Origin of the sequence: Aeromonas sp. Y293-4, assembly GCF_027705905.1 — a bacterium.
Taxonomy (GTDB): domain Bacteria; phylum Pseudomonadota; class Gammaproteobacteria; order Enterobacterales; family Aeromonadaceae; genus Aeromonas; species Aeromonas veronii.
This window is the reverse complement of the sequence record NZ_JAPDCI010000008.1, coordinates 197393-220330: the sequence shown is the minus strand read 5'-3', so window position 1 is coordinate 220330 and position 22938 is coordinate 197393. Positions and strand designations below refer to the sequence as shown.

Here is a 22938-nt window from a genome sequence, read left to right as displayed (position 1 = left end):
TAGCGCCGATGGTAGTGTGGCATTCGCCATGCGAGAGTAGGACACTGCCAGGCACCCAATACAAGAAACCCCGCTCATCGAGCGGGGTTTTTTATTGCCTGCAATTCAGTAAGTAGCCTGATAATTGACCCATCTTATCTCTTCTCCTCTGTTCTTATTGTTACTCGTCGCTGTTTTCTGGTTCCACAAATAGCCTGATGTTCCGCTTGGTACTCTTTCTTCGCTGAGCCGCTGTCGCTTTTTCCGGTGGCTCTGGCGTCGTCATATCCCGTGCATCCCATGATCGCCTATACGTCATGATCTCTTGCTTGGGATCTCTGCTTCCTGAGTTAGCCGCCCCTTCTGTTTAAGCCGCAACCCCATCGTCCCTGCTTTCTATGGCTGTGTTAATCGGCCCTGACTTTATTCCGAAGAGGGGTTATTGGCGGTACCAACATGCAGGAGTTGTGGTCGCTGCGTGTTGTCGTTGTGGTTTGGGGAATAAGAAAGTGGGCTGGGATGTGCGCAGTAACTCAGATCTTCTGAGGTTGATTGGTGATTTTCTGGTGATTATTGAGCCCGCAGGCGGGAAGATTAGGAGGATGTTGAAGAAGACTAATGTGTTGAGAGCTATAAGGAGTGGCAAATAGCAGGCAAATAAAAAGCCCACGCAACATGGTTGCATGGGCTCGGTATGAATGGCGGAGGAGGTGGGATTTGAACCCACGGATGGTCGCCCATCGCCGGTTTTCAAGACCGGTGCATTCAGCCGCTCTGCCACCCCTCCGCAGCAGTGCGGCGAATATTACCATGCTGATCCGGCTTGTAAATCCCCGTCCGGTTCGATTGCTGGTTAATTGCACGAAACGACATGAAAAAGTGGCAATCAGGGTGCATCAAGCGCTTTTTTGGCCAGATAACTTGACTTGAAAACAGACTCAACCACTATAGTGGCCTCTATCATATCCTCTGCAAGATAACGTTATGACTATTAAAAATGCCCTGTTTTGCGCGCTGGCTGGCGTGACCCTGCTGGCGACGCCGGTACATGCAAGCGAGCTGACCAAAAGCGATGTCGAGCAAATCGTTCGCGACTATCTGGTCAAGAATCCCGAGATCCTGGTCGAGATGTCCAATGCCCTGCGTGCCAAGCAGGAGAGCCAGCAGGCCGAGAGTGACAAGGCGCTGATCAAGGCTCACTCCAAGCAGCTTTATGCCAATCAGGATCCCGAGATGGGGAATCCGAAGGCGTCGCTGACCATTGTGGAGTTTTTCGATTACAACTGCGGTTACTGCAAGCGGGCCCATCCGTTGGTCAAGCAGCTGATGTCGGAAGACAAAGACATCCGGTACATCTACAAGCAGTTCCCCATTCTGAGCGAAACCTCCTATTTCGCCGCGCGTGCCGCACTGGCCGTTCAGTTGGGTCAGCCCGACAAGTACCAAGCTTTCCATGAGAAGCTCTATGCCCATCAGGGCCCGCTCTCCGATGAAGCGCAGGTCAAGAAGGTGGCAGAAGAGGCCGGTGTTAACTGGAGCAAGGTAGAGGCCAAGATCAAGGATGGCAGCATTGACCAGAACCTCGGTACCAACCGTGCGTTGGCTGAAGCGCTCGGTATCTCCGGTACCCCGGCCTTCATCATCGGTGATCAGATCCTGCGTGGTGCACCACGGGATTTGGCCAGCCTGAAGAGCTTTATCAAGGACGTGCGTGCTGGCAAGAGCATTCAATAAGCAGTTGCCATGGTCGAGGGCCCAGCGCCTCGGCCAGATACAGAAAGAGGGTCGGTATCACTACCGGCCCTCTTTTTTATTATGTCCTTTGGCACAAGTGGTCGTCGCGAAAGGACCATAACAACGTGCTCAGGACCCGGCCTGTTGGCCTCAGTAACAAGTATTAGCAGAGTCGTTCGGAGTCTATTGATAAATATTTCGCCTCGCAGAGGTGTGTCGTGTGCATTGCTTAATTCCGGTCAAGATTTTTTCTGCTGCTTGCCTTAGAATCGCCGCCCGTTGCAGGAGAAACCCCTATGTTAGTTGATATTTTACGGCTGGTTTTTATAGCCGGAGGCCTCGTATTCATCTTTATGCTGGTGCAAGCCTGCTGGCGGAAGAAGCAGAGTGGATCCTTTGAGGAGACCCCCTTCTGGCCGGTGGCGTTGATCGGTGGGGTTGCCAACTTCCTCGATACCCTGGGGGTGGGCAGCTTTGCGGTAAAGACCGCCTGCTACAAGCAGTTCAAGCTGATCGATGACCGGGTGCTGCCGGGTACCCTCAATGGGCAGTGTGTGCTGCCGACCGTGACTCAGTCGCTGATCTTCGTCGGCGCAGTAGCGGTGGAGCCGCTGACGCTGATCAGCATGATGATGGCCGCCGCAGCTGGCGCAGCCTGGGGCGCTCGTCATGTGGCTTCGTTTGATCGGCAGACCATCCGGCTGGTGATGGCCATTTCCTTACTGGTCGTCGCAGGGCTTATCTTTGCCGGTTTGCTGGGGCTTTTCCCTGTAGGCGGCGATGCGATGGGGCTCAGCGGCTACAAGTTGGCGATCGCCCTGCTTGGCAATTTCATCTTCGGGGTGCTGATGAATGTCGGTATCGGCCTGTTTGCCCCCTGCATGACGTTGGTTTATCTGCTGGGGATGAATCCGCTGGCGGCGTTTCCCATTATGATGGGCTCCACCGCCGTGCTTAGCGTCTTCTCCGCAGGCACCTTTATCCGCAAAGGGGCGTTTGATGCCAAGGCGGTGCTGGCGGTAGCCATCTTCGGTCCCATCGGTGTGGTGCTGGCCGCCATGCTGGTCAAATCCATGGATATGGAGATGCTGAAGTGGCTGGTTGCCTTTATCGTCATCTATACCTCCTGGACCATGTACGCCTCCTGGCGGGCGGCGCGTCGCTCCTCTGTGCAACTGGCGGTGGAGAGCGCAGGCTAGCCTGTACCAGTGCCGCTTCGGCCTTGGCCCCCAGAAAAACATAGAGGCCAAGCGCCAGCAGCAAACCCACCGCACACCCCATCACTCCGACCGCTGGCCAGAGCAGCTCGTTCTGGCCGAGCGAGCCTTTGAACAGCAGCAACAGCCCCTCGATGGAGACCGCGATCAGAATGGCGGCGATAAAGCGGGTGATGGTGCGGCGAATAGCGCTGTGGCGGAAGATATCCTTATGCAGCAGTACCTCCTCTTCCAGAATGGTCTTGCCCAGATCGAACACCGCCAGTGCCAGCGTCAGAAAGATGATGGCGCTAAAGGCGCCGAGCTGGTTCTGCTGCTCGCCGCACAATAGCTGGTAAAGCTGCTCCAGCCCGTGCCAGATGAGCGTTGCGACGATCAAAAACAGCGCCATGCTGAGCACCACATAGACCGCCTTGAACCAGGGCATGGCGCGGCGGCGCTCCCTGTCTCCCATCAACCAACCAATCAGTTGATTCAGACAGACAGTGATCTCTCGTCCTTGCCCCTGCACGATAAGGTGCAACCGGTTATGGGCGGCCGGTGCCGCAGGCTGGATGCACATCGGCCCCTGATAGTGGTCAATGCTGATGACAAAGGGATACCCCTTGAGCGAGACAAGGGGGGCGCTGAGCAGCCCCTGCAGTAGCGGGGTCAGCTCCTCCTGATACTCCTGATAGCGCCGCAGCACATCGATGGGGCTCATCTCTGCCATATGGACCTCGGTGACGTGGGCTCTTGTGGTGAATGTGCAAATAGTGGGCCTGCTTTATGACAGGGATGATGGGGCAAGTTGCACCAGAGGATGACAAATTGGTGAGTAACGAAGAGGGGATGCACCAGAAATGGGCGTATCGAAGAGCTGTGTGATGATGAAGGCACTGCAATAGAAAAGGGCCCATGACGGGCCCTTTGCGACAACCAGCGGTGATTTAGCCAGCCAGCTTGGCGAAGCTGCGCTCGGCGGCGGCCAGGGTGTGTTCAATCTCCTTGTCGCCGTGAGCCAGCGACAGGAAGCCCGCCTCGTAGGCGCTCGGCGCCAGATAGACGCCCTCTTCCAGCATGAGATGGTAGAAGCGCTTGAAGCGTTCCATATCGCAGCGAGTAACCTGCTCGTAGCGGGTGATTTCGTTCTCTTCGGTGAAGAAGAAGCCGAACATGCCGCCCACATAGTTGATGGCGAGCGGGATACCGTGTTTGGCTGCGGCCGCTTTCAGTCCCTCGGCAACACGGGCGGTCTTGGCGCTCAGCTGCTCATAGAGGCCCGGCTCCAGCAGCAGATCCAGCATGGTCAGACCGGCAGCCATGGCTACCGGGTTACCGGAGAGAGTTCCCGCCTGATAGACAGGGCCGGTCGGGGCGATGTGCTGCATCACCTTCTTCTTGCCGCCGAAGGCGCCAACAGGCATGCCGGCACCGATGATCTTGCCAAGGGTGGTGAGATCCGGGTCGATGTTGTAGTGACCCTGAGCACCGCGCAGGGAGACGCGGAAGCCAGTCATCACCTCGTCCAGGATCAGCAGGGCACCGAACTCGTCACAGATGGCGCGCAGCCCTTCCAGGAAACCGGGGACCGGCGGGATGCAGTTCATGTTGCCTGCGACCGGCTCGACGATGATACAGGCAATTTCGCTGCCGTACTGAGTGAAGGCTTCGCGCACCGACTCCAGATCGTTGAACACACAGGTGAGAGTGTGCTTGGCGAAATCGGCCGGAACGCCCGGGCTGTTCGGTTGACCCAGGGTCAGGGCGCCGGAACCGGCCTTGACCAGCAGGGAGTCGGCGTGGCCGTGGTAGCAGCCCTCGAATTTGACGATCTTGTCGCGGCCGGTGTAGCCACGGGCCAGACGAATGGCGCTCATGGTGGCTTCGGTGCCGGAGTTCACCATCCGAACCTGCTCCATGGAGGGGACGATCTGGCGGACTTTCTCGGCCATCAGCACTTCGATCTCGGTCGGCGCGCCGTAGCTCAACCCTTTCTCTACGGCCTTGATGACGGCGGCCTTGATGGCCGGGTGGTTGTGACCCAGCAGCATGGGGCCCCAGGAGCCGATGTAATCCACGTAGGCCTGACCATCCACATCATAGAGGTAGGCGCCATCGGCATGATCGATGAAGCGGGGCGTGCCGCCGACCCCATTGAAGGCGCGGACCGGTGAGTTGACGCCACCCGGAATGGTCTGGCGGGCCTGTTCAAACAGCTGATCTGATTTTGACATGGATCATCCTTAATGGGATTTTGGTCGTCACACAAGGGATTGCAGCCGATTGAGACTCGGCAGGCCGGAGCATCAGGAGTATGCTTTGCGCTCTCGCCACCCGGACTCTCGGTCTGCTCCCGTGACAAAAATTTAACGGGCCGACTATAGCAGAAAGCCCCAGCCCTGGGCAGCCGAGCAACGCGCCGGGTGATCCTGATCTCAGCTAGCTGACGATATGGTTTTTCCAAGTTGGTGTAACAAGATGGCGCAACAAGCTCTCTCCTCTGAAGCCGATCCCTCTTCGCGGGGGCCGCTTTCCCGCATTATCCGGCAAGACAAGATGCCCTTGCTGGTGCTGCTGCTGGCGGCGCTGGTCGGCACCCTGGCCGGACTGGTGTGCGGCCTTTTCGAATCTGGTGTCCACTGGCTGGCAGAACAACGTATCGCCTTGCTGGCAGACCGTCCCTGGTGGCAGCTCGGCCTGCTTGGCTTTGGCTTCAGCGCCTTGCTGGGATTTGTCGGTTACTTCCTCACTCATACCTTTGCCCCGGAAGCGGGTGGTTCCGGCATTCCCGAGATCGAGGGGGCGATGGACGATCTGCGCCCGGTGCGGTGGTGGCGAGTGTTGCCGGTCAAGTTCTTCGGCGGCATCTGCACCCTGAGTTCCGGCATGGTGCTGGGGCGGGAGGGGCCCTCGGTGCAGATCGGTGGCAACCTTGGCAAGATGGTGGCGGATATCTTCCGGCTACCCAAGGAGCATGGTCACGCCCTGCTGGCCGCCGGTGCGGCGGGCGGTCTGGCGGCAGCCTTCAATGCGCCGCTGGCGGGCATCCTGTTTGTGATGGAGGAGATGCGGCCGCAGTTTCGCTACTCCTTTCTGGCCATCAAGGCGGTGGGGATCTCCGCCATCATGGCGACCCTGATGCTGCAGAACATGAAAGGGCAGGGGGCGGTGATCACCCTGCCTCACTACGATGCGCCAGCCCTCAAGGCGCTCTGGCTGTTCCTCTTTATGGGGGCCACCTTCGGGGTGCTGGGTTTTGTCTTCAACAAGCTGGTGCTTGCCTGTCAGGATGGTTATCTGGCGCTGCATCAGAACAAGCGCCACCGTTTCGTGGCCATCGGCATGCTGGTCGCCGGAACGTTTGGTGTGCTGTCGCTGTTTGCTCCCTCGGTGACCGGCGGCGGCACTGAACTCATCCCCCATCTGATGGGCGATGAGTATGCGATGGCGACCCTGTTCCTCATCTTCTCGGTGCGGCTGGTGGCGACCCTCATCTGCTTCTGCTCCGGTGCCCCGGGTGGGGTGTTTGCGCCGACCCTCGCACTAGGCACCCTGTTTGGCGTGGTGTTCGGCCATCTGTTTCATGCGGCGTTTCCGGAGCTTGGCATCGAGCCCGGTGCCTTTGCCATTGCCGGCATGGGGGCGCTGTTTGCCGCCACCGTGCGTGCCCCCATCACCGGTATCGTGCTGGTCACCGAGATGACCGACAACTATCAGCTGATCCTGCCGATGATGATTACCACGGTCGGGGCAACTCTGGTTGCCCAGTGGCTGGGTGGCCGGCCCATCTATTCCCAGATCCTGGAGCGAACTTTACGGCTTGCCGCGCGTCAAAAGCGGGGTGATGGCAGCGCCACGGCCAGTTAATTTTTCCCTTTATCGCCTGTGACCCCGGTCCGGGCGGTATAGTGAAGGGAGAGGCGCTGCCGTAAATGGCGTGATAACGGGATGAGGGGCTATGTCCAATCTATTGAAGTTATTGGTCGTGTTAGCCGTTGGCGGGCTCATTGGTTACTTTGTCGGGAACCGTCAGGAGCTGGCCCAGAGCAGTCTGTTGGTGGTACAGCAGGAGACGCTGGATCGTCAGGGCAAGGCCATCGGCCAGCTCAAGACCGAATTGGGGGTGAAAGATACCCAGCTGGCGACCCAGAAAGCGGCCTTCGAGCAGTTGCAGACCACCCTGAAGAGTCAGGAGGCGCAGGTGCAGGAGCTCAAACGCCAGCTGGCCTTTTTCGAGCGGATCATGCGCCCCACCGGCGAACAGGTGGGGGTAGTGATCGACAACCTGACTCTGCAGGAGACCAGCATTCCCGGTCGCTACCACTATCGTCTCGCCCTGACCCAGCCCGCCAAGAAGCGGGAGCTGTTTCGTGGTCAGGTGCAGATCCGGGTCGAGGGGAGTCTGGCTGACAAGCCGAAGACGCTAACCGGCCGCGATCTCGGGATGAAGGTGAGTGAGTGGCGCTATGCCCTGCGTTATTTTCAGCTGCTGGAGGGGAATTGGCAGTTGCCGGAAGGCTTTGTGCCGGATCGGATCCGTGTCACCATCAACAAGGATGGCAGGCAACCGGCGCAAGAGCTGCTGGTTGAGTGGGGCGAGGTGATCAAGCCGCTGGTCGCCGCGCCGCCTGCTCCGGTTCCCGCGGCCGGTTAAACGTGGTGAATACTTGAACTGAATGGTCGGGTATTGGATAATTTCGCGGTTTCCATGTTTGTGGATCTAATGGTTGTGAGGTCAGTAATGAGTGCAGTAGCAGAAGCCCCGCTGCCCATCCAGATGACGGATGCGGCGGCCAACAAGGTGAAGAACCTGATCACCGAGGAAGAGAATCCCGAGCTGAAGCTGCGGGTATACATCACGGGTGGGGGCTGCTCCGGTTTCCAGTATGGCTTTACCTTTGATGAGAAGATCAACGACGGAGACACCGTAGTCGAGAAGAATGGCGTCACCATGGTGATCGATCCCATGAGCCTGCAATATCTGGTAGGCGGCAGTGTGGATTACACCGAGGGTCTGGAAGGTTCACGCTTCACCGTGACCAACCCTAATGCCACCACGACCTGTGGCTGTGGCTCCAGCTTCTCCATCTGATCGGCGTATCGGTCTGATGAAACGGCTCTCGGCAACGAGGGCTGTTTTTGTTTGTGGTGCTCAGTGCGCTCCATCAAACAGCATTTCTCTGAAACAACAAAGGCGCCTTGATGGCGCCTTTGTTGTTTGCAGAATGGCTTAGCGGGAGCTTGCCGCCGCGACCAGTGGGATCCGGTTCACTGCCTTGCCCATGTAGGCGAGGGTGATGGTCACAATGATGCAGGTGAAGCTCAGCCACATGTAGGGCAGGTAGTCGAGGGTTGCCACCCCCAGCACCCCGGCCATGAAGATGCCGTTGTCGCTCCAGGGCACCATGCCGCAGGTGAGGGTGCCGCCAAACTCGGCGTTGCGAGAGAGGTTCTTGCGCGCCAGTCCCAGTCGGTCGTAGTTCTTGGCCATGATCTTGGGAGTCAGGATCAGCGACACATACATGGCTGAGCCAAACACGTTGGCCAGAAACGCGGTACCGATGGTGTGGCTGGTCAGGCTGCCAACGCTGTTGATGCGCTTCTCGAAGGCGCTGGCGATCACTTCCAGAATACCGACCTTCTCCAGCAGGCCGCCAAACCCGAGACCGAAGATGATGACCGCGACCGAGCCCAGCATGGACTCCATGCCGCCGCGACCGAGAATGTTGTCGATAAAATCGATGCCGGAGGTGATGGCAAACGGACTATAAGCCGAGTGCATCGCCTTGACCGGATCCATGCCCTGGAAGGCGATAGCCCAGATCAGGCCCAGCAGGGCGCCGAAGCTGATCACCGGGAAGGCGGGCTTGCGATTTGCCAGCAGGCCCAGCACCAGCACCACCGGCACTATGGCCAGCGGGGTGATGTTGAACTGGTTGTCGAGGGCCTCCATCACCAGATTGACCTGCTCCAGACTGACATTGCCTGAGTATTGCATGCCCACCACGGTGAATAGCACGGCGGTGATGACATAGGAGAGCAGGCTGATAGGCAGCATCCCCTTGATATGCTCCACCACGTCGACGTTGGACATGGTAGAGGCCAGTACTACTGAGTCGGAGAGCGGAGAGAGCTTGTCACCGAAGTAGACGCCGGAGAGCACGGCACCGGCTACCAGCGGCGCAGGCACGCCGAGGCTGTGGCCGATCCCCATCATTGCGATACCGGCGGTGGCGGCAGAGCCCCAGGAGGTGCCGGTGGCCAGCGAGGTCAGGGAGCAGATGATCAGGGTTGCCAGCAGGAAGATGGACGGGTGAATCACCTTGAGGCCGAAGTAGATGATGCTGGGGACTATGCCACCGGCAATCCAGGTGCCGACCAGAGCACCGACGGAGACCAGGATCAGGATGGCCCCCATTCCCTTGGCAACGCCGTCAACGGCTGCCTGTTCCAGGGATTTGTAATCGTGGCCGAGTTTGATGCCAAGCCCCATAATGACGAACCAGGCGATGAACAACGCCAGCTGGATCGGCAGATCGAGCACGCTGGTGAACGAGAATGCCAGGGCCAGGAAAATGGCCAGACAGGCAAACACCTGTGCCATGCCCGGTAGTCGGATGTGGTTTTGTTGGTTTTGCATAGATACTTCCTAAACTCTTGCTCGCCAAGGTCACTCCCTCTCGTCCTGTGGATACATCGATCCCGAGGAGGCAACCCAAAAAGAGGCCGCAATCTACCACAAACCCGGCGGGTTAAAGCCCCATCAAATTGGCAAAAATGCACATTTGATTGAAAAAATCACAAATTAGTTGATCTCATAACCCGTTTTTGAGCGGCCTGTTGACACAAAGGGTCACATACGAAGCTTGCCCGTGACGCCACTTGCATCCCCAGTAGATGAAGATGATAATTATTATCAATTGTTGGTGGGGGAGAAAACAATGCGCTGGATATTGCGGAGTATGATGTTGCTGGTGGCGGTGGCCGTACTCGCATGGGGTCAGGATAAAGAGTACGGCACCTGGAGTGCCGGTTTTCTGCTGGCTGCCTGGGTGATGCTGGAGCCCGGATTGCGGCCCGCCTTGATCTTGCTGCCAGTGGCCGGGTTGACCGGTATCGTTACCCTGCTCTGGCAGCAGCCCTGGTTATGAGCTTTTGACGGGAGCCTGCTTGATCTTCTGCTGTGCCACCTTGAGCGATTCGACCACCAGCTTTTCCATTTCGGTGCGCTTGGCGTCGGTCAGGAAGTAGATCATGTCGACATTGTGGCGAATATAGTGGGCGGGGAGCTGGTTGAGGGTGAGGCAGCAAAGGTCGGCCATCTGATCGCTGTTGAGCTTCTGCTGCAGCCCCTGCTTCTCAATTTCCTTGAGCACCAGATGTTCGTAAAAGTTGTGAATGTCGGTATCCAGTATCATATGCGTTCCTTGGCATGACGATGAGCGGGGATTCGTCAAAAGCATAGCCATAACAAGGAGTAAAAACAAAAGGCCCGTCACTTTCGTGATGGGCCTTTTGCGTAATGAATGGTGCGAAGAGAGGGACTCGAACCCTCACATCCGTGGGACACTAACACCTGAAGCTAGCGCGTCTACCAATTCCGCCACCTTCGCACACTGATTTTCTCCAGCTGGTTTTTAAATGCGGTTGGAGCGCATTGCTCTGTGTTTACATGTCAGAATCATGGTGCGAAGAGAGGGACTCGAACCCTCACACCCGGGGGGCACTAACACCTGAAGCTAGCGCGTCTACCAATTCCGCCACCTTCGCACATTCGGGTTTTCTAGTTGGATTTACATGCTGCTGAATCAGCATGGCAGTATTGGTGCGAAGAGAGGGACTCGAACCCTCACATCCGTGGGACACTAACACCTGAAGCTAGCGCGTCTACCAATTCCGCCACCTTCGCATCACTGCGGAGGGGGATTCTATAGAGTTTTGGGGGAGCGTCAACAGCCAAAGGGGACTTTTTTCGCTGTTGACGCCCAAAGTGGCGCCAAGGGTACAAAACTTCAGCAATTAGCCGACGTCTGGCATTCAGTAACGGCCCAATGCGTTCTGATACATCCGTTCATACTGGGTGACTGAGTCAGGCCAGTTGAAGCGGGTGCTCATGGCATTGCGCTGCACCTTGGCAAAACGCTCTTTGTCCTGCAGGAAATAGAGCAGGCTGCGGCGCATGGTATCGAGCAGGATGGCGGCAGTCGGGTCGTTAAAACAGAAGCCGGTGGCATACTCGGGATCCGCATCCCAATCCACCACGGTATCTTTCAGACCCCCCACGGCCCGCACCAGTGGCAGGGTGCCATAGGCGAGACTGTACATCTGGTTGAGGCCGCAAGGCTCGAACAGCGAGGGCATCAGGAAGAAGTCGGCACCGGCTTCGACCAGATGAGCCAGCCGATCGTCATAGGTGTTAATGAAGGCGAGCTTGCCCGGATAATCCCGGGCCATGGTTTGCAGTTGCGTGGCGAGCGCAGGATCGCCAGAGCCGACGATCACCACTTGTACCTGATGGTGGAGGAATTTCTCCAGCGCAGGGAGCAGCAGGGGAACGCCCTTCTGCTCGGTCAGGCGGCAAACCATGCCGTAGATGGGCAAGTCCGCTACGGCCAGCCCCGCTTCCTGCTGCAGGCTCTCTTTGCAGATCTGTTTGCCAGCCATGTTGTCGATGCTGTAGGTCGCAGGCAGGAATTCGTCGAACTCCGGATCCCAGTCCTTGTAGTCGCAGCCGTTGAGGATGCCGCAGAGATCCGCCGCCCGTTGCTGGAAGATATGCGCCATGCCGTGGGCGCCGAGGTGAGTCAGCAGCTCCTGGGCATAGTTGGGGCTGACCGCATTGATCTTGTCGGCGTATAGCACCCCGCATTTGAGCAGATTGACGTGGCCGTAGTCGTAGTTGATGCGGCGTTCATAGTCGGCGATCTCGGGCATGGCCCAGAACTGCTCGCGGCCAAACACTCCCTGAAACGCCGCGTTGTGAATGCTGATCACGCTGCGGGTCTGCTGGAAGAAGGGGTTGTGGGCGTGGCGGGTTTTTAGCAGCAGTGGCAGCAGGCCGGTGTGCCAGTCATTGCAGTGGGCGATATCCGGGGCAAAGCCAAGCTGCTCGCAGGCATGGAGGGCCGCGGCCGAGAAGAAGGCAAAGCGCTCGCCATTATCCGGATAGGCCTGATTGTTCTCGGCGTAGAGCTGGGGACGATCGAAATATTGCGGGCAGTCGAGCAGATAGACGCAGACGCCATCCAGCTCCATCTGGTAGATGCGATAACCGATATCCGGCAGCCCGGGGTGGGTTGGCAACCAGCGTGACGCCACTAATCTGGCCTCATCCCGTCGCTTTATCGTCTTGTAGAAGGGCAACATGATCCTGACATCATGTCCCTTCTGGGCCAGGTACATCGGCAGGGCTCTGGCGACATCCGCCAAGCCCCCGGTCTTGACCAGCCCCTCAACCTCCGAGGCAACAAACAGGATTTTCAGTGGGTTAATAGCCAACTCTTGCTCCCTTAGGTACCACCACGATACCGCCTTCGGATACGGTAAATCGCTCTCTATCGTGGTCCAGATTTTCACCGATAACGGTGCCGGGCGCAATTTCAACATTTTTATCTATAATCGCGCGCCTGATGGAGCACCCTTCACCAATCTTCACGTCCCCCAGCAGCACGGATTCACTGATATGGCTGCACGCGCCGATATTGCAGCGGAAACCGAGGATGGATCGCTGGATCTGGCTGCCCTGAATGAAGCAACCGGCGGAGATGAGCGAGTTGGCGATCTTCACCTTGCACTCGTCGCTGTCGATGAAGGTAGCAGGCGGCAGCGCCGGATAGTGGGTGTGCAAGGGCCACTTGCGGTTATAGAGGGAGAAGGGGGGATTGTCGGCCACCAGGTCCATGTGCGCTTGCCAATAAGAGTCGAGGGTGCCCACATCCCGCCAGTAGACGTGCGGTTTCTCGCCGGGGATGACGTTGGTGCTGTAGTCATAGACATAGACGGGGGCGCGCGGGTAGAGGCTCGGGATCACATCCTTGCCAAAGTCGTGGCTGGAGTTCTCCTCGGCGGCATCCCGCTTCAACTCACGGCAGAGGGCATCGGTCTCGAAGATGTAGTTGCCCATGGAGACCAGCGCCTGGGTCGGATCGCCGGGAATGTGCTTGGGCTGCTTCGGTTTCTCCTGAAAGCCGATCATCCGTCCTTCGGTATCTACCTCGATCACCCCGAAGGCGCTCGCCTCTTCGATGGGCATGCGCAGGGCCGCGACTGTCATGGCAGCATTTTTTTGTTTGTGGAAAGTGACCATCTGGCTCACATCCATCTTGTAGATGTGGTCGGAGCCGAAGATGCAGACGTGATCCGGTTCGGCCCGCTCGATAAAGCCGAGGTTTTGGTAAATGGCATCGGCGGTGCCGTCATACCAGCGTTTGCCCATTCGCATCTGGGCCGGGATGGGATCGATAAAGCGGTCGGTGATGCCGACGATATTCCAGCCCTTCTTCATGTGCAGGTAGAGGGACTGTGATTTGAATTGGGTCAGTACATAGATGCGCAGAAAGTCGGCGTTGACGAAGTTGTTGAGGACAAAGTCGATCAGCCGGTAGCTGCCACCGAAGGGGACGGAAGGCTTGCTGCGGGTGGTGGTCAGAGGCTGCAAGCGAGTACCTTCGCCACCAGCCAGGATCATGGTCAAAATGCCTGCCATCGTATTTCTCTCCCTGAATTAACAACATGAAAAGGTTTTCAATGTTCGGTATAAAAACACCCCTAAAGGGGTGGTTTTTATCGTGCGCTTAATACCTTATCAGATGCCGGATGACGCTCTCTAGCTGTTTTATTGTGCTGCTTACACTTATTTACATTTTGCTCAGATAGACCTTGAATTTGGCATCACTGCTGATCACTTCAGTCCGTTTGAAGTGTGTCTCCAGTATAGGCTGGTAGCGCAAGAAGGCGTTGGCAACAATGGTCAGCGAACCATTTGGCAGCAAAAATTCCGGCGCCTTGGCCAGGAACTGCTCGGTTGCCGCATAGAAGGTTTTGAGACCCGCATGGAATGGCGGGTTGGAGACGATGTGCTGGAAACGGGTGGAGACATCCGAATAGACATCGGAAGCGGTGACCTTGCCCGGCAGACCATTGATCGCCAGGGTGCGGCGGCTTGATTCGAGTGCCAGTGCGCTGATATCCACCATGTTGACCCGCAGAGCCGGATTGCGCTTGGCCAGCACAGACCCAATCACCCCGGCGCCACAACCGAAATCGAGCAATTCGCCCGTCATCGGCGGCACGGCGGCCAGCAGCATCTGGGTGCCGAGATCCAGCTCGGCGGCACTGAAGACGCCGGGCAGCGCCAGCACGGTCAGCTCGGTATCACCGGCCTTGCACTGATAGCGGCCAAACCAGCTATCCAGATTGAAAGGTTCAACCGGCTTGCTCAGCTCACCGTGATAGAGGGAGCAGCGGCGCGCTGAATCGCGCTTGATCGGCTTTTCGCCATAGGGGGCCAGCAGCTTGTCGGCGCTATTGATGCCCCCGCGGTTTTCACCGGCGAGGAACAGATCGGCACCCGCTTCCAGCAAGGGGGTCATCATGGCCAGCAGATATTGTGCCTCGGCCTTGGCCTTGGGCATCAGCAGTAACAGGGCATCGAAGCGGGGCGTTCCGCCGAGCTGGTGGTCGAACAGGATAGCCTCGCCGAGGGCGGCCTGCTGGCTGCGGTAGTAGCAGTAATCGGTGGTAAAGACGGTCAGGGTCTGGGCCAGGCTCGCCAGCTGGCGGGGGTAGTCATCCTCCAGCGCGCCGCAGACAAGTAGCCGCTTGCCGACAAAGAGGGCTTGGTTTCGTTCCAGCATCTGGCTGACGGCACTGATAGGGCTGCTCATCGGGTCTCTCCACGCAATTTTGGGCGGCCATTATACATAGCCCCTTTCGCCTTGACATTTATGCCGTGTTCCCGAAATATGCCCAGACACCATTTTTTGACCAGAGATGACGAAATGCGGTTCAACGGGTTGAAACGAAAGCACAAAAAAAGCCTGAAATTCGGGCCTGCCGACGTTCGCGCGTAACCTCTCATCCCTGAGAAGCTTCAAACCCCGGTTGCGCACATCGTACCGGGGTTTTTTATTGCCATATGCGCGTCATTTAGGAGAAGGAGATCCCATGTTTCAAGGTTCAATCGTTGCGTTGATCACCCCGTTTCGACAGGGAAAGCTGGATGAAGAGGCGCTGCTGCGTCTGGTGGAGTGGCATATCGAGCAGGGCACTCACGGCATTGTGCCGGTGGGCACCACGGGGGAAAGTCCGACCCTGACCCACGATGAGCACTGCCGGGTGGTGGAGCTGGTGGTCAAACAGGTCGCTGGCCGTATTCCGGTGATTGCCGGAGCGGGTTCCAACAATCCGGTCGAAGCCATCGAGTACACCCTCCATGCAGAGCGGGTGGGCGCCGATGCCACCCTGCATGTGGCCGGTTACTACAACCGTCCCAATCAGGAGGGGCTCTACCACCACTTCAAGGCGGTACACGATGCCACTGCCAAGCCGATCATCGTCTACAACATTCCGCCGCGCGCCATCGTCGACGTGCAACCAGCGACCCTGGCCCGTCTGGCCGAGCTGCCGCGCATTGCCGGGGTGAAAGATGCCACCGGCGATCTGGCGCGCCCCTGGACCGAGCGCCAGCTGATCAAAAAGCCCTTCGCCTGGCTCTCCGGTGAAGATGCCACTGCGGTTGCTTACAACATCGGCGGCGGTCAGGGCTGTATCTCTGTGACCGCCAACGTGGCCCCCAAGCTGGTAGCCGAGGTGCAGAACCTCACGCTGGCGGGCAAGTGGCAAGAAGCGCGTGAGCTGCAAGACCAGCTGATTCCGCTCCATCAGGCGATGTTTGCCGAGCCGAGCCCGGCCGGTGCCAAATATGCCGCTTCCCTGCTCGGTTTCTGCGGCGAAGAGTGTCGCCTGCCGGTGATGCCACTGTCGGAAGCGACCCGCGAGCGCATTCGCAGCGCCATGCAGCAGCTCAACCTGCTGTAATGCAAAACGGGTGAGCCAAGGCTCACCCGTTTTGTTTTCGGCTTTTGTTTCCGGTCTTTATTTCCGACCTTTAGTACCGGTATGGCCACGCTCAGGCTTCGTGATGCAGCCAGGCAGCGATGGCCAGTTGCAACTCGACATACGCCGGATTGAGGAAGAGATCGGCAAGCTCGGCAGGCCACTCGTTTTGCTCGCCCGACTGGCCTTGCAGATGGGCTTGCAGGTTGGTCAATGCTGGCAGCCAAGGTGCGGGTTGTGGCAGCGCGGCCGCACTGCGGGCGACCAGATCGATCCCCTGGTACAGGGCCGCGAGTGCCTGCTGTTGAATGCCTTCATCCTGCGGATGCTCCAGCCAGAGCTGCTCGTGATGCTGCCAGTGGCGCAGCCCTTCGCTTACCCCCGTTATGCCATCCATACCTTCATGTTCGACCAGCGCCTGCAGGGCCAGCGGTTTGCCAAGACCAGCCAGTCGATAGCCGCGCTGGGCCTTGGATTGGGCGCCGAGGCGCAGCCCGCCGATCCTGGCGAGGTGCCGGGCCAGCGCAAACAGCGCCGCGGTGTCGCCTGATTTGAGCTCCAGCTCCAGCTCGTTGATGGTGGCACTGCCCTGACTGCCGACTATCTCGCCCTGATCCCAGGCCAGTTCAATCTCGGTCCCCTCGAAGGCGATCAGCCAGTGGCGGCGCAGGAAGTCGGTGCGAAACTGGGCGACCAGCTGCTGCTGAATGTGGTCACGCTCGGTCAGAGTCGGCCAAATCTCATCGGGAAAGGCCGAGAGGGTCGGCAGATCGCCGCTGACAGGGGCGTTGTACTCGGGTCTGGCATGCAGGCCGCCCACCACCTGGCCGCGGCATTTGATGGTCTGCTCGGCGAAGGTGTCGCAGCGGCGAATGCGCAACCCCATCTCCAGCTGGCGCAGAGCCAGGGTCGGCGTATCGAAATAGACGTTGCCGAGCTGCTGTTGTGATGATTCTTTAATCTCAAGAGAATTCAGCAGGTTGGATAACTCGGGTTGAATGTCGCGGGCGACAAAAAACTTTATCTCGATCTCAGTTTGCATAGTCATTCCGGGCTGGCAGGCAACTTTGGGGGGCAGGATTCGGGTCGCGGGGATATAATGCCCGCGAGACGACTAGATTAATTCGCGGTTTAATTGAGGGCGCAGTTCGGTTACCATGCGCGCCTCATAAAATCGTATCGAGTGTTTTTTCACCGACACAGGTTTGGCCATGCCAGTAAATACTATTTTGGGGCTTTTTGCCAAGTCCCCCATCAAGCCGCTGCAGAAGCATATCGTCAAGGTTCACCAGTGCTCCCAGCAGTTGGTTCCTTTCTTTGACGCCGTTGCCGAAGACCGTTGGGAAGATGCCGAGAAGATCCGGCAGCAGATCGCCCAACTGGAAAAAGAGGCAGATACCCTCAAGCGTGAAATCCGTCTGAAACTGCCTCGCGGCCTGTTCCTGCCGGTTGCACGTACCGACCTGCTGGAGCTGTTGACCCAGCAAGACAAGATTGCCAACCGTGCCAAGGATATCTCCGGCCGCATGCTTGGTCGTCGCATGGAGTTCCCCGCCGAAATGCGGACGGATTTCATGGCTTACCTCAAACGTTGTATTGATGCGACCGCTCAGGCCGAGAAAGCGATCGGGGAGCTCGACGAGCTGCTCGAGACCGGCTTCAAAGGACGGGAAGTGGAAATGGTTGCCGAGATGATCCACCAGCTGGATCTGATCGAGGACGATACAGACACCATGCAGATCGGACTGCGCCAACAGCTGCAAGCGGTTGAGCACAATTACAATCCGATCGATGTGATGTTCCTTTACAAGATCCTCGAATGGGTAGGTGACCTGGCAGATCAGGCCGAGCGCGTAGGCGCCCGTCTGGAACTGATGCTGGCTCGTTCGTAATCGACTGACTGGGTAAACACAACTAATGGACATTATCGCGAATTACGGCACCACTCTGGTGCTCGTGGCGGCCTTGTTCGGCTTTTTGATGGCTTGGGGCATTGGCGCGAATGACGTGGCCAACGCCATGGGAACATCGGTCGGCACCAAATCCCTGACCATCCGTCAGGCGATCATCATTGCCATGATCTTCGAATTTGCCGGTGCCTATCTGGCCGGTGGCGAAGTGACGGCCACCATCCGTAACGGCATCATCGACAGCAATGCGTTTGTCGATAGCCCGGACCTGCTGGTGCTCGGCATGATCGCCTCCCTGCTGGCGGCAGGCGCCTGGTTGATCCTCGCCTCCTACTTCGGCTGGCCTGTCTCGACCACTCACTCCATCATCGGCGCCATCGTCGGTTTTGCGGTTGTGAGCATTGGCCCGGAAGCGGTGCAGTGGAGCAAGTTTGGCGGCATCGTCGGCTCTTGGGTCATCACCCCAGCCATCTCAGGTGTCATTGCCTACTTCATGTTCATCAGCGTGCAGAAGCTTATCTTCAACACCGATGATCCCCTGAACAACGCCAAGCGCTATGTGCCGTTCTACATGTTCCTGACTGCGCTGGTGATCTGTCTGGTGACCATCAAGAAGGGGCTGACCCACGTCGGTCTGCACCTGAGCGATGGCGAGGGCATTCTGCTTTCCATCGCCATCTCCATCGCAGTGGCGTTTGCCGGCTGGATCTACATTCGCGGCCAGAAGTACAACCCGCAGGATGACAGCAAGATGCACTTCGCCAACGTGGAGAAGGTGTTCGGCATCCTGATGGTGATCACCGCCTGTGCCATGGCCTTTGCCCACGGCTCCAACGACGTGGCCAACGCCATCGGCCCGCTCTCTGCAGTGGCCTCTATCGTGGCTTCCGGTGGCGAGATTTCCAGTCAGGCAGCCATTGCCTGGTGGATCCTGCCGCTGGGCGGTATCGGTATCGTGATCGGTCTGGCGACCATGGGCGAGAAGGTGATGGCGACGGTCGGTACCGGCATCACTCACCTGACCCCGAGCCGTGGTTTTGCTGCCCAGCTGGCGACTGCCGCGACCGTAGTGATTGCCTCCGGTACCGGTCTGCCCATCTCCACCACCCAGACCCTGGTCGGTGCTGTGATGGGTGTCGGTCTGGCGCGCGGTATTGCGGCGCTGAATCTGGGGGTACTGCGCAACATCGTGGTCTCCTGGATCATCACCCTGCCTGCCGGTGCCATTCTGGCTATCGCGATCTTCTACGTGCTGCAGGCCTGCTTCTCCTAATCGAAGCGGCATTCAGCAAAAAGCCCGAGTCATCGACTCGGGCTTTTTTATTGTGCGCGGGAGCTGAGGTGTTGCTCCCTTTGCATATCAGCCTTAGAGGCTGGCGCAGATCTGCCACAGATCGTACTGGATAGCGGCGGCGGTCACTTCCCGGCCAGCCCCCGGCCCCTGGATCACCAGCGGGTTGGTGCGATAGCTGTCGCTCTCGATGGCGAAGATGTTGTCGCACGGCAAGAGGTTGGCAAACGGGTGATGGGGCTCCAGCGCCTCCAGTCCGACCCGCGCCTTGCCGTCATGCTCGAAGCGGGCCACGTAGCGCAGCACCTTGCCGAGGCGCTTGGCCCCTTCGAAGGCGGTCTGGATCGGGCCATCCAGCTCTTTCAGTCTGTCCATAAACTGATCGGCGGTCACCTTGCGCAGCGTAACGGGCACCAGATTCTCCAGCTCGATATCGGCGGAGTCGAGCTCGAAGCCTGCCTCCCGAGCCAGAATAAGCAGCTTGCGCCGCACATCCTGACCAGAGAGATCCTCGCGGGGATCCGGTTCGGTCAGGCCGTGCTGCCACGCCTCGTCCACCAATTCGGAGAAGGGGCGGGTGCCGTCATACTGCTGGAACAGCCAGGAGAGGGTGCCGGAGAAGATGCCGGAGACCCCCTGAATGCGGTCGCCGCTCTGGCGCAGCATCTGGATGCTGGACTGGATTGGCAACCCGGCGCCCACGGTGGCGTTGTAGCGCCACTGTACCTGATGGTCACGGCAGGTCTGTTTGATGCGCTGGTAGAACTCGCTGTCGGCGGCGCCGGCAAACTTGTTGGCAGCGATGATGTGAATGCCGAGCTGGGCGAAGTCGGGGTAGTAGCGGCTCACCGTTTCGCTGGCGGTCATGTCCAGCGCAATCAGCGCGTCGAAGCCGTGCTGCTCAAGTTGGGAGAGCAACTCCGGCCAGATCAGCGGCTTTGGATTGAAGTTGTCCTGTACCTTGAGGGGGTTGAGCCCCTCTTCATCGAGCAGGCCCCCTTCCGAGCTGAACACCCCGTAGAGGGTGAGCGCCAGATTGAGTTCATGCTCGAGGCGCGCCTTTTCGCGGGCGTAGAGGCTCAGCCAGTGGCCGCCGATATTGCCCTTGCCGAACACCACCAGTCCGACTCGGGTTGGGCGACTGAACAGGGCGCTGTGCAGGGCGATGAGCAGCGGCTCCAGCACTACCTGACGCAGCACGGCCACCAGACTCAGGCCATCTCGGGCCACCTGTACGAACTCCAGCGGTTGATCTGCCAGCAGCTGATAGAAGCGGTGACACTGCTCCGCGTTGTCGGTGACCCCGGCGCCGACCAGCGCCACCAGACTGTACCCCTCTTTCTGGATGAGGCCAGTGAAGCTCCCTTGCAGCTGGAAGTCGCGCAGCAGCTCGAAGGCGCCTTGTGCCACCTCGAGGGTGTAGGCGAGGCGCAGGATCCGGCGATCCGGCTGGCGCTGCAGGGTGAGTGGGTTGAGACGGTGACGAGCCAGATGGGCCTCGATGGTGGCCACCGTCTGCTCGTAGTTGGTTTGCGGCAGCACCTTCAGCTCGATGAGGGCGATCTGATCCACCGAGGAGACGATGCGGGCGCCACCGGAGCGGGGGGCGCGGCGCAGGATATGGGTGCAGCCCTCGTCCGGGTTGTAGCTGCAGCGCAAAGTGAGGCGCTGGCGGCTGTCGGCCACTGGTTGCAGGGTACGGGAGTGCAAGACTGAGGAGCCAAGGCGGGCCAGCTCGTTGGCTTCCGCGAGGCTCAGGCGTTCCAGCAGACGCGCTTCTTTCACCCGACGCGGGTCGGCGCTGTAGACCCCGGCCACGTCGCTCCAGATGGTGGTGGATTCGCCGTCCGCCAGCAGTGCCAACAGGCTGGCGCTGTAGTCGGAACCGTTGCGACCGAGCAGCAGGGAGCGCCCCTCCATGTCGGCGGCGATAAAGCCGGTTACCACGATGCGACCGGCATGCTCCGCCAGTCGCGCCTTGAGCAGTTCGCTGGAGAGGGCGGTATCCACCTTGACCAGAGCGCCATCCTCGGCGCGCAGGAAACTGCGGGCATCGAGCCAGATAGCCTTGTCGCCGCGGCTGGTGAGCAGGGCCGCCAGCAGGCGCGCCGACCACACCTCGCCAAAGGCGAGCAGGCCGTTACGGGCGAAGCGATCAAACTGCCCCTCCAGGGTCTTGGCGATCAGCTGCATGTCGTCGGCCAGCTGTTTGCTCAGGTCGAGCTGCAGTTCACCCTCCAGCAGGCCGTCGATCAGGCTCTGCTGATAGGCCTGTAGGGCAGAGATGGCTTCACCTGCGGCTTCATCCCCCGCTTCGGCCAGCTCCACCAGCTGGATCAGCCGGTTGGTAGTCTTGCCGGCGGCGGAGACCACGATCAGTTCATCCCCGCCCACCTGTTGTTCAACGATACTGGCGACCCGGCGATAACAGACCGGATCCGCCAGACTGCTGCCACCAAATTTGTGGACGTGACGTCGCTTCAATCCTGCTTCTGCTGCCACCGCGATCTCTCCTTGTTGCTGCTGTTCCATTACTTCGCTACCTGTTCTGCCTGCTGCGCCTGTTCAAAAGCCTGAGCCAGATCGGCCACCAGGTCTTCACCGTGTTCAATACCGACCGACAACCGCAGCAGTTGGGCGCTGATGCCTGCTGCCTGCTGCGCCGCCGGGGTCATGGCCCTGTGGGTCATGCTGGCCGGATGGGCCACCAGACTCTCCACCCCGCCGAGAGACTCGGCCACCGAGAAGAGGGTGAGGGCCGCGAGGAAGGCGCGAATGCCCGCCTCGCTGCAATCGAGTTCAAAACTTAGCATGGCGCCGAAGCCGGACTGTTGACGGCGCGCAATATCGTGACCCGGATGGCTCGGCAGGCTGGGGTGATAGATGCGTTTCACCAGTGGCTGCTGTTGCAGGAAGGCGAGGATGCGATCGGTGTTCTCCTGATGGGTGCGCAATCTGGGGGCCAGAGTGCGCAGGCCGCGCAGGGTGAGGTAGGAGTCGAACGCCCCGGAAGTGAGCCCCAGACAGTTGGCCCACCACACCAGCGACTCGGCCAGTGCTGCCTCCTTGGCAATCGCCACTCCGCCCACCACGTCTGAGTGACCGTTGATGTACTTGGTGGTGGAGTGCACCACCACGTCGGCACCAAGTGCCAGCGGTTGTTGCAGCAAGGGGGAGAGGAAGGTGTTGTCCACCACCACCTGCGCACCCACCTCGTGGGCGGCGCTGGCAATGGCGCGGATATCCACCACCCGCAGCAACGGGTTGGAGGGGGTCTCGACCCATACCAGCGCAGGCTTTTGCGCCAGTGCGGCGGCCAGTGCGGCCTCGTCACCCTGATCGACAAACTGCACCCGGTAGTGGCCCTTGGCCGCCAGATACTCAAACAGACGCCAGGTGCCGCCGTAGCAGTCGTGGGGGGCGAGCAGCAGATCCCCCGCCTTGAGCAGTGCTGTGGTGACCAGATGGACGGCCCCCATGCCGGTGCCGGTAACCACGGCGCCTGCGCCCCCTTCCAGCGCCGCCAGCGCGTCCGCCAGATTGGTGCGGGTCGGATTGCCGGAGCGGGCATAATCGTATTGACGGGGCTCGCCAAAGTCGGCAAAGGTGTAGTTGCTGGAGAGGTAGATGGGGGGCACCACGGCACCGTGTTGCTGGTCTGTCTCAATCCCGGTGCGAACCGCCAGGGTGGCCTTGTGGGTCATATCACTCTCCTTGATGTCTCTTCACACGCCGGCATCTTGCTGCCACGCGCCATCCCGCCATTGCG

The 22938-nt window shown here is 59.2% G+C and carries 19 protein-coding genes and 4 tRNA genes; 9 read left to right on the top strand and 14 right to left on the bottom strand.

What is annotated here, in order from left to right; genetic code table 11:
* Positions 1-678: 678 nt before the first annotated feature.
* Positions 679-766 (bottom strand) — tRNA-Ser (locus OKC31_RS11580).
* A 197-nt stretch (positions 767-963) separates the two neighbouring features.
* On the opposite strand from OKC31_RS11580, the gene OKC31_RS11575 reads away from it, so the two are divergent.
* The gene (locus OKC31_RS11575; protein WP_247823864.1) at positions 964-1713 is read left to right on the top strand and encodes a DsbA family protein; all 750 of its coding nucleotides are present in this window, start codon (positions 964-966) and stop codon (positions 1711-1713) included.
* A gap of 296 nt (positions 1714-2009) precedes the next feature.
* Entirely contained in the window at positions 2010-2912 is a 903-nt protein-coding gene (locus OKC31_RS11570) for a sulfite exporter TauE/SafE family protein (protein WP_247823865.1), read from the top strand.
* Here OKC31_RS11570 and OKC31_RS11565 read toward each other — a convergent pair.
* Positions 2827-3642 (bottom strand): hypothetical protein, encoded by an 816-nt coding sequence (locus OKC31_RS11565; protein ID WP_247823866.1) that lies wholly within the window; start codon positions 3640-3642, stop codon positions 2827-2829. The genes OKC31_RS11570 and OKC31_RS11565 overlap by 86 nt on opposite strands.
* A gap of 217 nt (positions 3643-3859) precedes the next feature.
* Positions 3860-5146 (bottom strand): glutamate-1-semialdehyde 2,1-aminomutase, encoded by a 1287-nt coding sequence (gene hemL / locus OKC31_RS11560; protein WP_201937713.1) that lies wholly within the window; start codon positions 5144-5146, stop codon positions 3860-3862.
* Between the two features lie 244 nt (positions 5147-5390).
* Here hemL and clcA point away from each other — a divergent pair, with 244 nt between their 5' ends.
* The 3 genes from clcA to erpA all read left to right on the top strand — a co-directional run bounded on the left by clcA (position 5391) and on the right by erpA (position 8004).
* Complete coding sequence (clcA, locus tag OKC31_RS11555) at positions 5391-6779, top strand: H(+)/Cl(-) exchange transporter ClcA (RefSeq protein WP_247823867.1); 1389 nt, start codon at positions 5391-5393, stop codon at positions 6777-6779.
* 91 nt (positions 6780-6870) lie between these two features.
* Complete coding sequence (locus OKC31_RS11550) at positions 6871-7566, top strand: DUF6776 family protein (RefSeq protein WP_005343032.1); 696 nt, start codon at positions 6871-6873, stop codon at positions 7564-7566.
* A gap of 87 nt (positions 7567-7653) precedes the next feature.
* Complete coding sequence (gene erpA / locus OKC31_RS11545; protein WP_005340225.1) at positions 7654-8004, top strand: iron-sulfur cluster insertion protein ErpA; 351 nt, start codon at positions 7654-7656, stop codon at positions 8002-8004.
* Positions 8005-8142: 138 nt separating this feature from the next.
* Here erpA and nhaC read toward each other — a convergent pair whose 3' ends face one another.
* Positions 8143-9552, bottom strand: a complete 1410-nt coding sequence (gene nhaC, locus OKC31_RS11540; protein ID WP_005357819.1) for a Na+/H+ antiporter NhaC — start codon at positions 9550-9552, stop codon at positions 8143-8145.
* Between the two features lie 301 nt (positions 9553-9853).
* Between nhaC and OKC31_RS11535 the strand changes: the two genes are divergently transcribed.
* Positions 9854-10063, top strand: a complete 210-nt coding sequence (locus tag OKC31_RS11535) for a hypothetical protein (RefSeq protein ID WP_247823868.1) — start codon at positions 9854-9856, stop codon at positions 10061-10063.
* Here OKC31_RS11535 and OKC31_RS11530 read toward each other — a convergent pair.
* The 7 genes from OKC31_RS11530 to rsmC form a co-directional block, all read right to left on the bottom strand.
* The gene (locus tag OKC31_RS11530) at positions 10058-10330 is read right to left on the bottom strand and encodes a late competence development ComFB family protein (RefSeq protein ID WP_005343036.1); all 273 of its coding nucleotides are present in this window, start codon (positions 10328-10330) and stop codon (positions 10058-10060) included. The genes OKC31_RS11535 and OKC31_RS11530 overlap by 6 nt on opposite strands.
* A 109-nt stretch (positions 10331-10439) precedes the next feature.
* Positions 10440-10525, bottom strand: a tRNA-Leu gene (locus tag OKC31_RS11525).
* 71 nt (positions 10526-10596) lie between these two features.
* Positions 10597-10682, bottom strand: a tRNA-Leu gene (locus tag OKC31_RS11520).
* A 53-nt stretch (positions 10683-10735) separates the two neighbouring features.
* Positions 10736-10821 (bottom strand) — tRNA-Leu (locus tag OKC31_RS11515).
* 128 nt (positions 10822-10949) lie between these two features.
* Positions 10950-12410, bottom strand: coding sequence for a glycogen synthase GlgA (gene glgA / locus OKC31_RS11510; protein WP_247823869.1), 1461 nt, complete (start codon positions 12408-12410; stop codon positions 10950-10952).
* A complete protein-coding gene (gene glgC, locus OKC31_RS11505) occupies positions 12400-13617 on the bottom strand; it encodes a glucose-1-phosphate adenylyltransferase (protein WP_005340236.1) in 1218 nt (405 codons plus the stop codon). The genes glgA and glgC overlap by 11 nt, the downstream gene beginning before the upstream one ends.
* A 151-nt stretch (positions 13618-13768) precedes the next feature.
* A complete protein-coding gene (gene rsmC / locus OKC31_RS11500) occupies positions 13769-14797 on the bottom strand; it encodes a 16S rRNA (guanine(1207)-N(2))-methyltransferase RsmC (protein ID WP_247823870.1) in 1029 nt (342 codons plus the stop codon).
* A gap of 280 nt (positions 14798-15077) precedes the next feature.
* Between rsmC and dapA the strand changes: the two genes are divergently transcribed.
* A complete protein-coding gene (dapA, locus tag OKC31_RS11495) occupies positions 15078-15950 on the top strand; it encodes a 4-hydroxy-tetrahydrodipicolinate synthase (protein WP_247823871.1) in 873 nt (290 codons plus the stop codon).
* Between the two features lie 91 nt (positions 15951-16041).
* Here dapA and OKC31_RS11490 read toward each other — a convergent pair whose 3' ends face one another.
* Complete coding sequence (locus OKC31_RS11490; protein ID WP_247823872.1) at positions 16042-17010, bottom strand: CYTH domain-containing protein; 969 nt, start codon at positions 17008-17010, stop codon at positions 16042-16044.
* Between the two features lie 169 nt (positions 17011-17179).
* On the opposite strand from OKC31_RS11490, the gene OKC31_RS11485 reads away from it, so the two are divergent.
* Positions 17180-17860, top strand: a complete 681-nt coding sequence (locus tag OKC31_RS11485) for a TIGR00153 family protein (protein ID WP_005340244.1) — start codon at positions 17180-17182, stop codon at positions 17858-17860.
* 25 nt (positions 17861-17885) lie between these two features.
* A complete protein-coding gene (locus OKC31_RS11480) occupies positions 17886-19151 on the top strand; it encodes an inorganic phosphate transporter (protein WP_005343043.1) in 1266 nt (421 codons plus the stop codon).
* Positions 19152-19244: 93 nt separating this feature from the next.
* Here OKC31_RS11480 and OKC31_RS11475 read toward each other — a convergent pair whose 3' ends face one another.
* Complete coding sequence (locus tag OKC31_RS11475) at positions 19245-21701, bottom strand: bifunctional aspartate kinase/homoserine dehydrogenase II (RefSeq protein WP_005357837.1); 2457 nt, start codon at positions 21699-21701, stop codon at positions 19245-19247.
* A complete protein-coding gene (gene metB / locus OKC31_RS11470; protein WP_247823873.1) occupies positions 21701-22873 on the bottom strand; it encodes a cystathionine gamma-synthase in 1173 nt (390 codons plus the stop codon). The genes OKC31_RS11475 and metB overlap by 1 nt, the downstream gene beginning before the upstream one ends.
* Between the last annotated feature and the right edge of the window lie 65 nt (positions 22874-22938).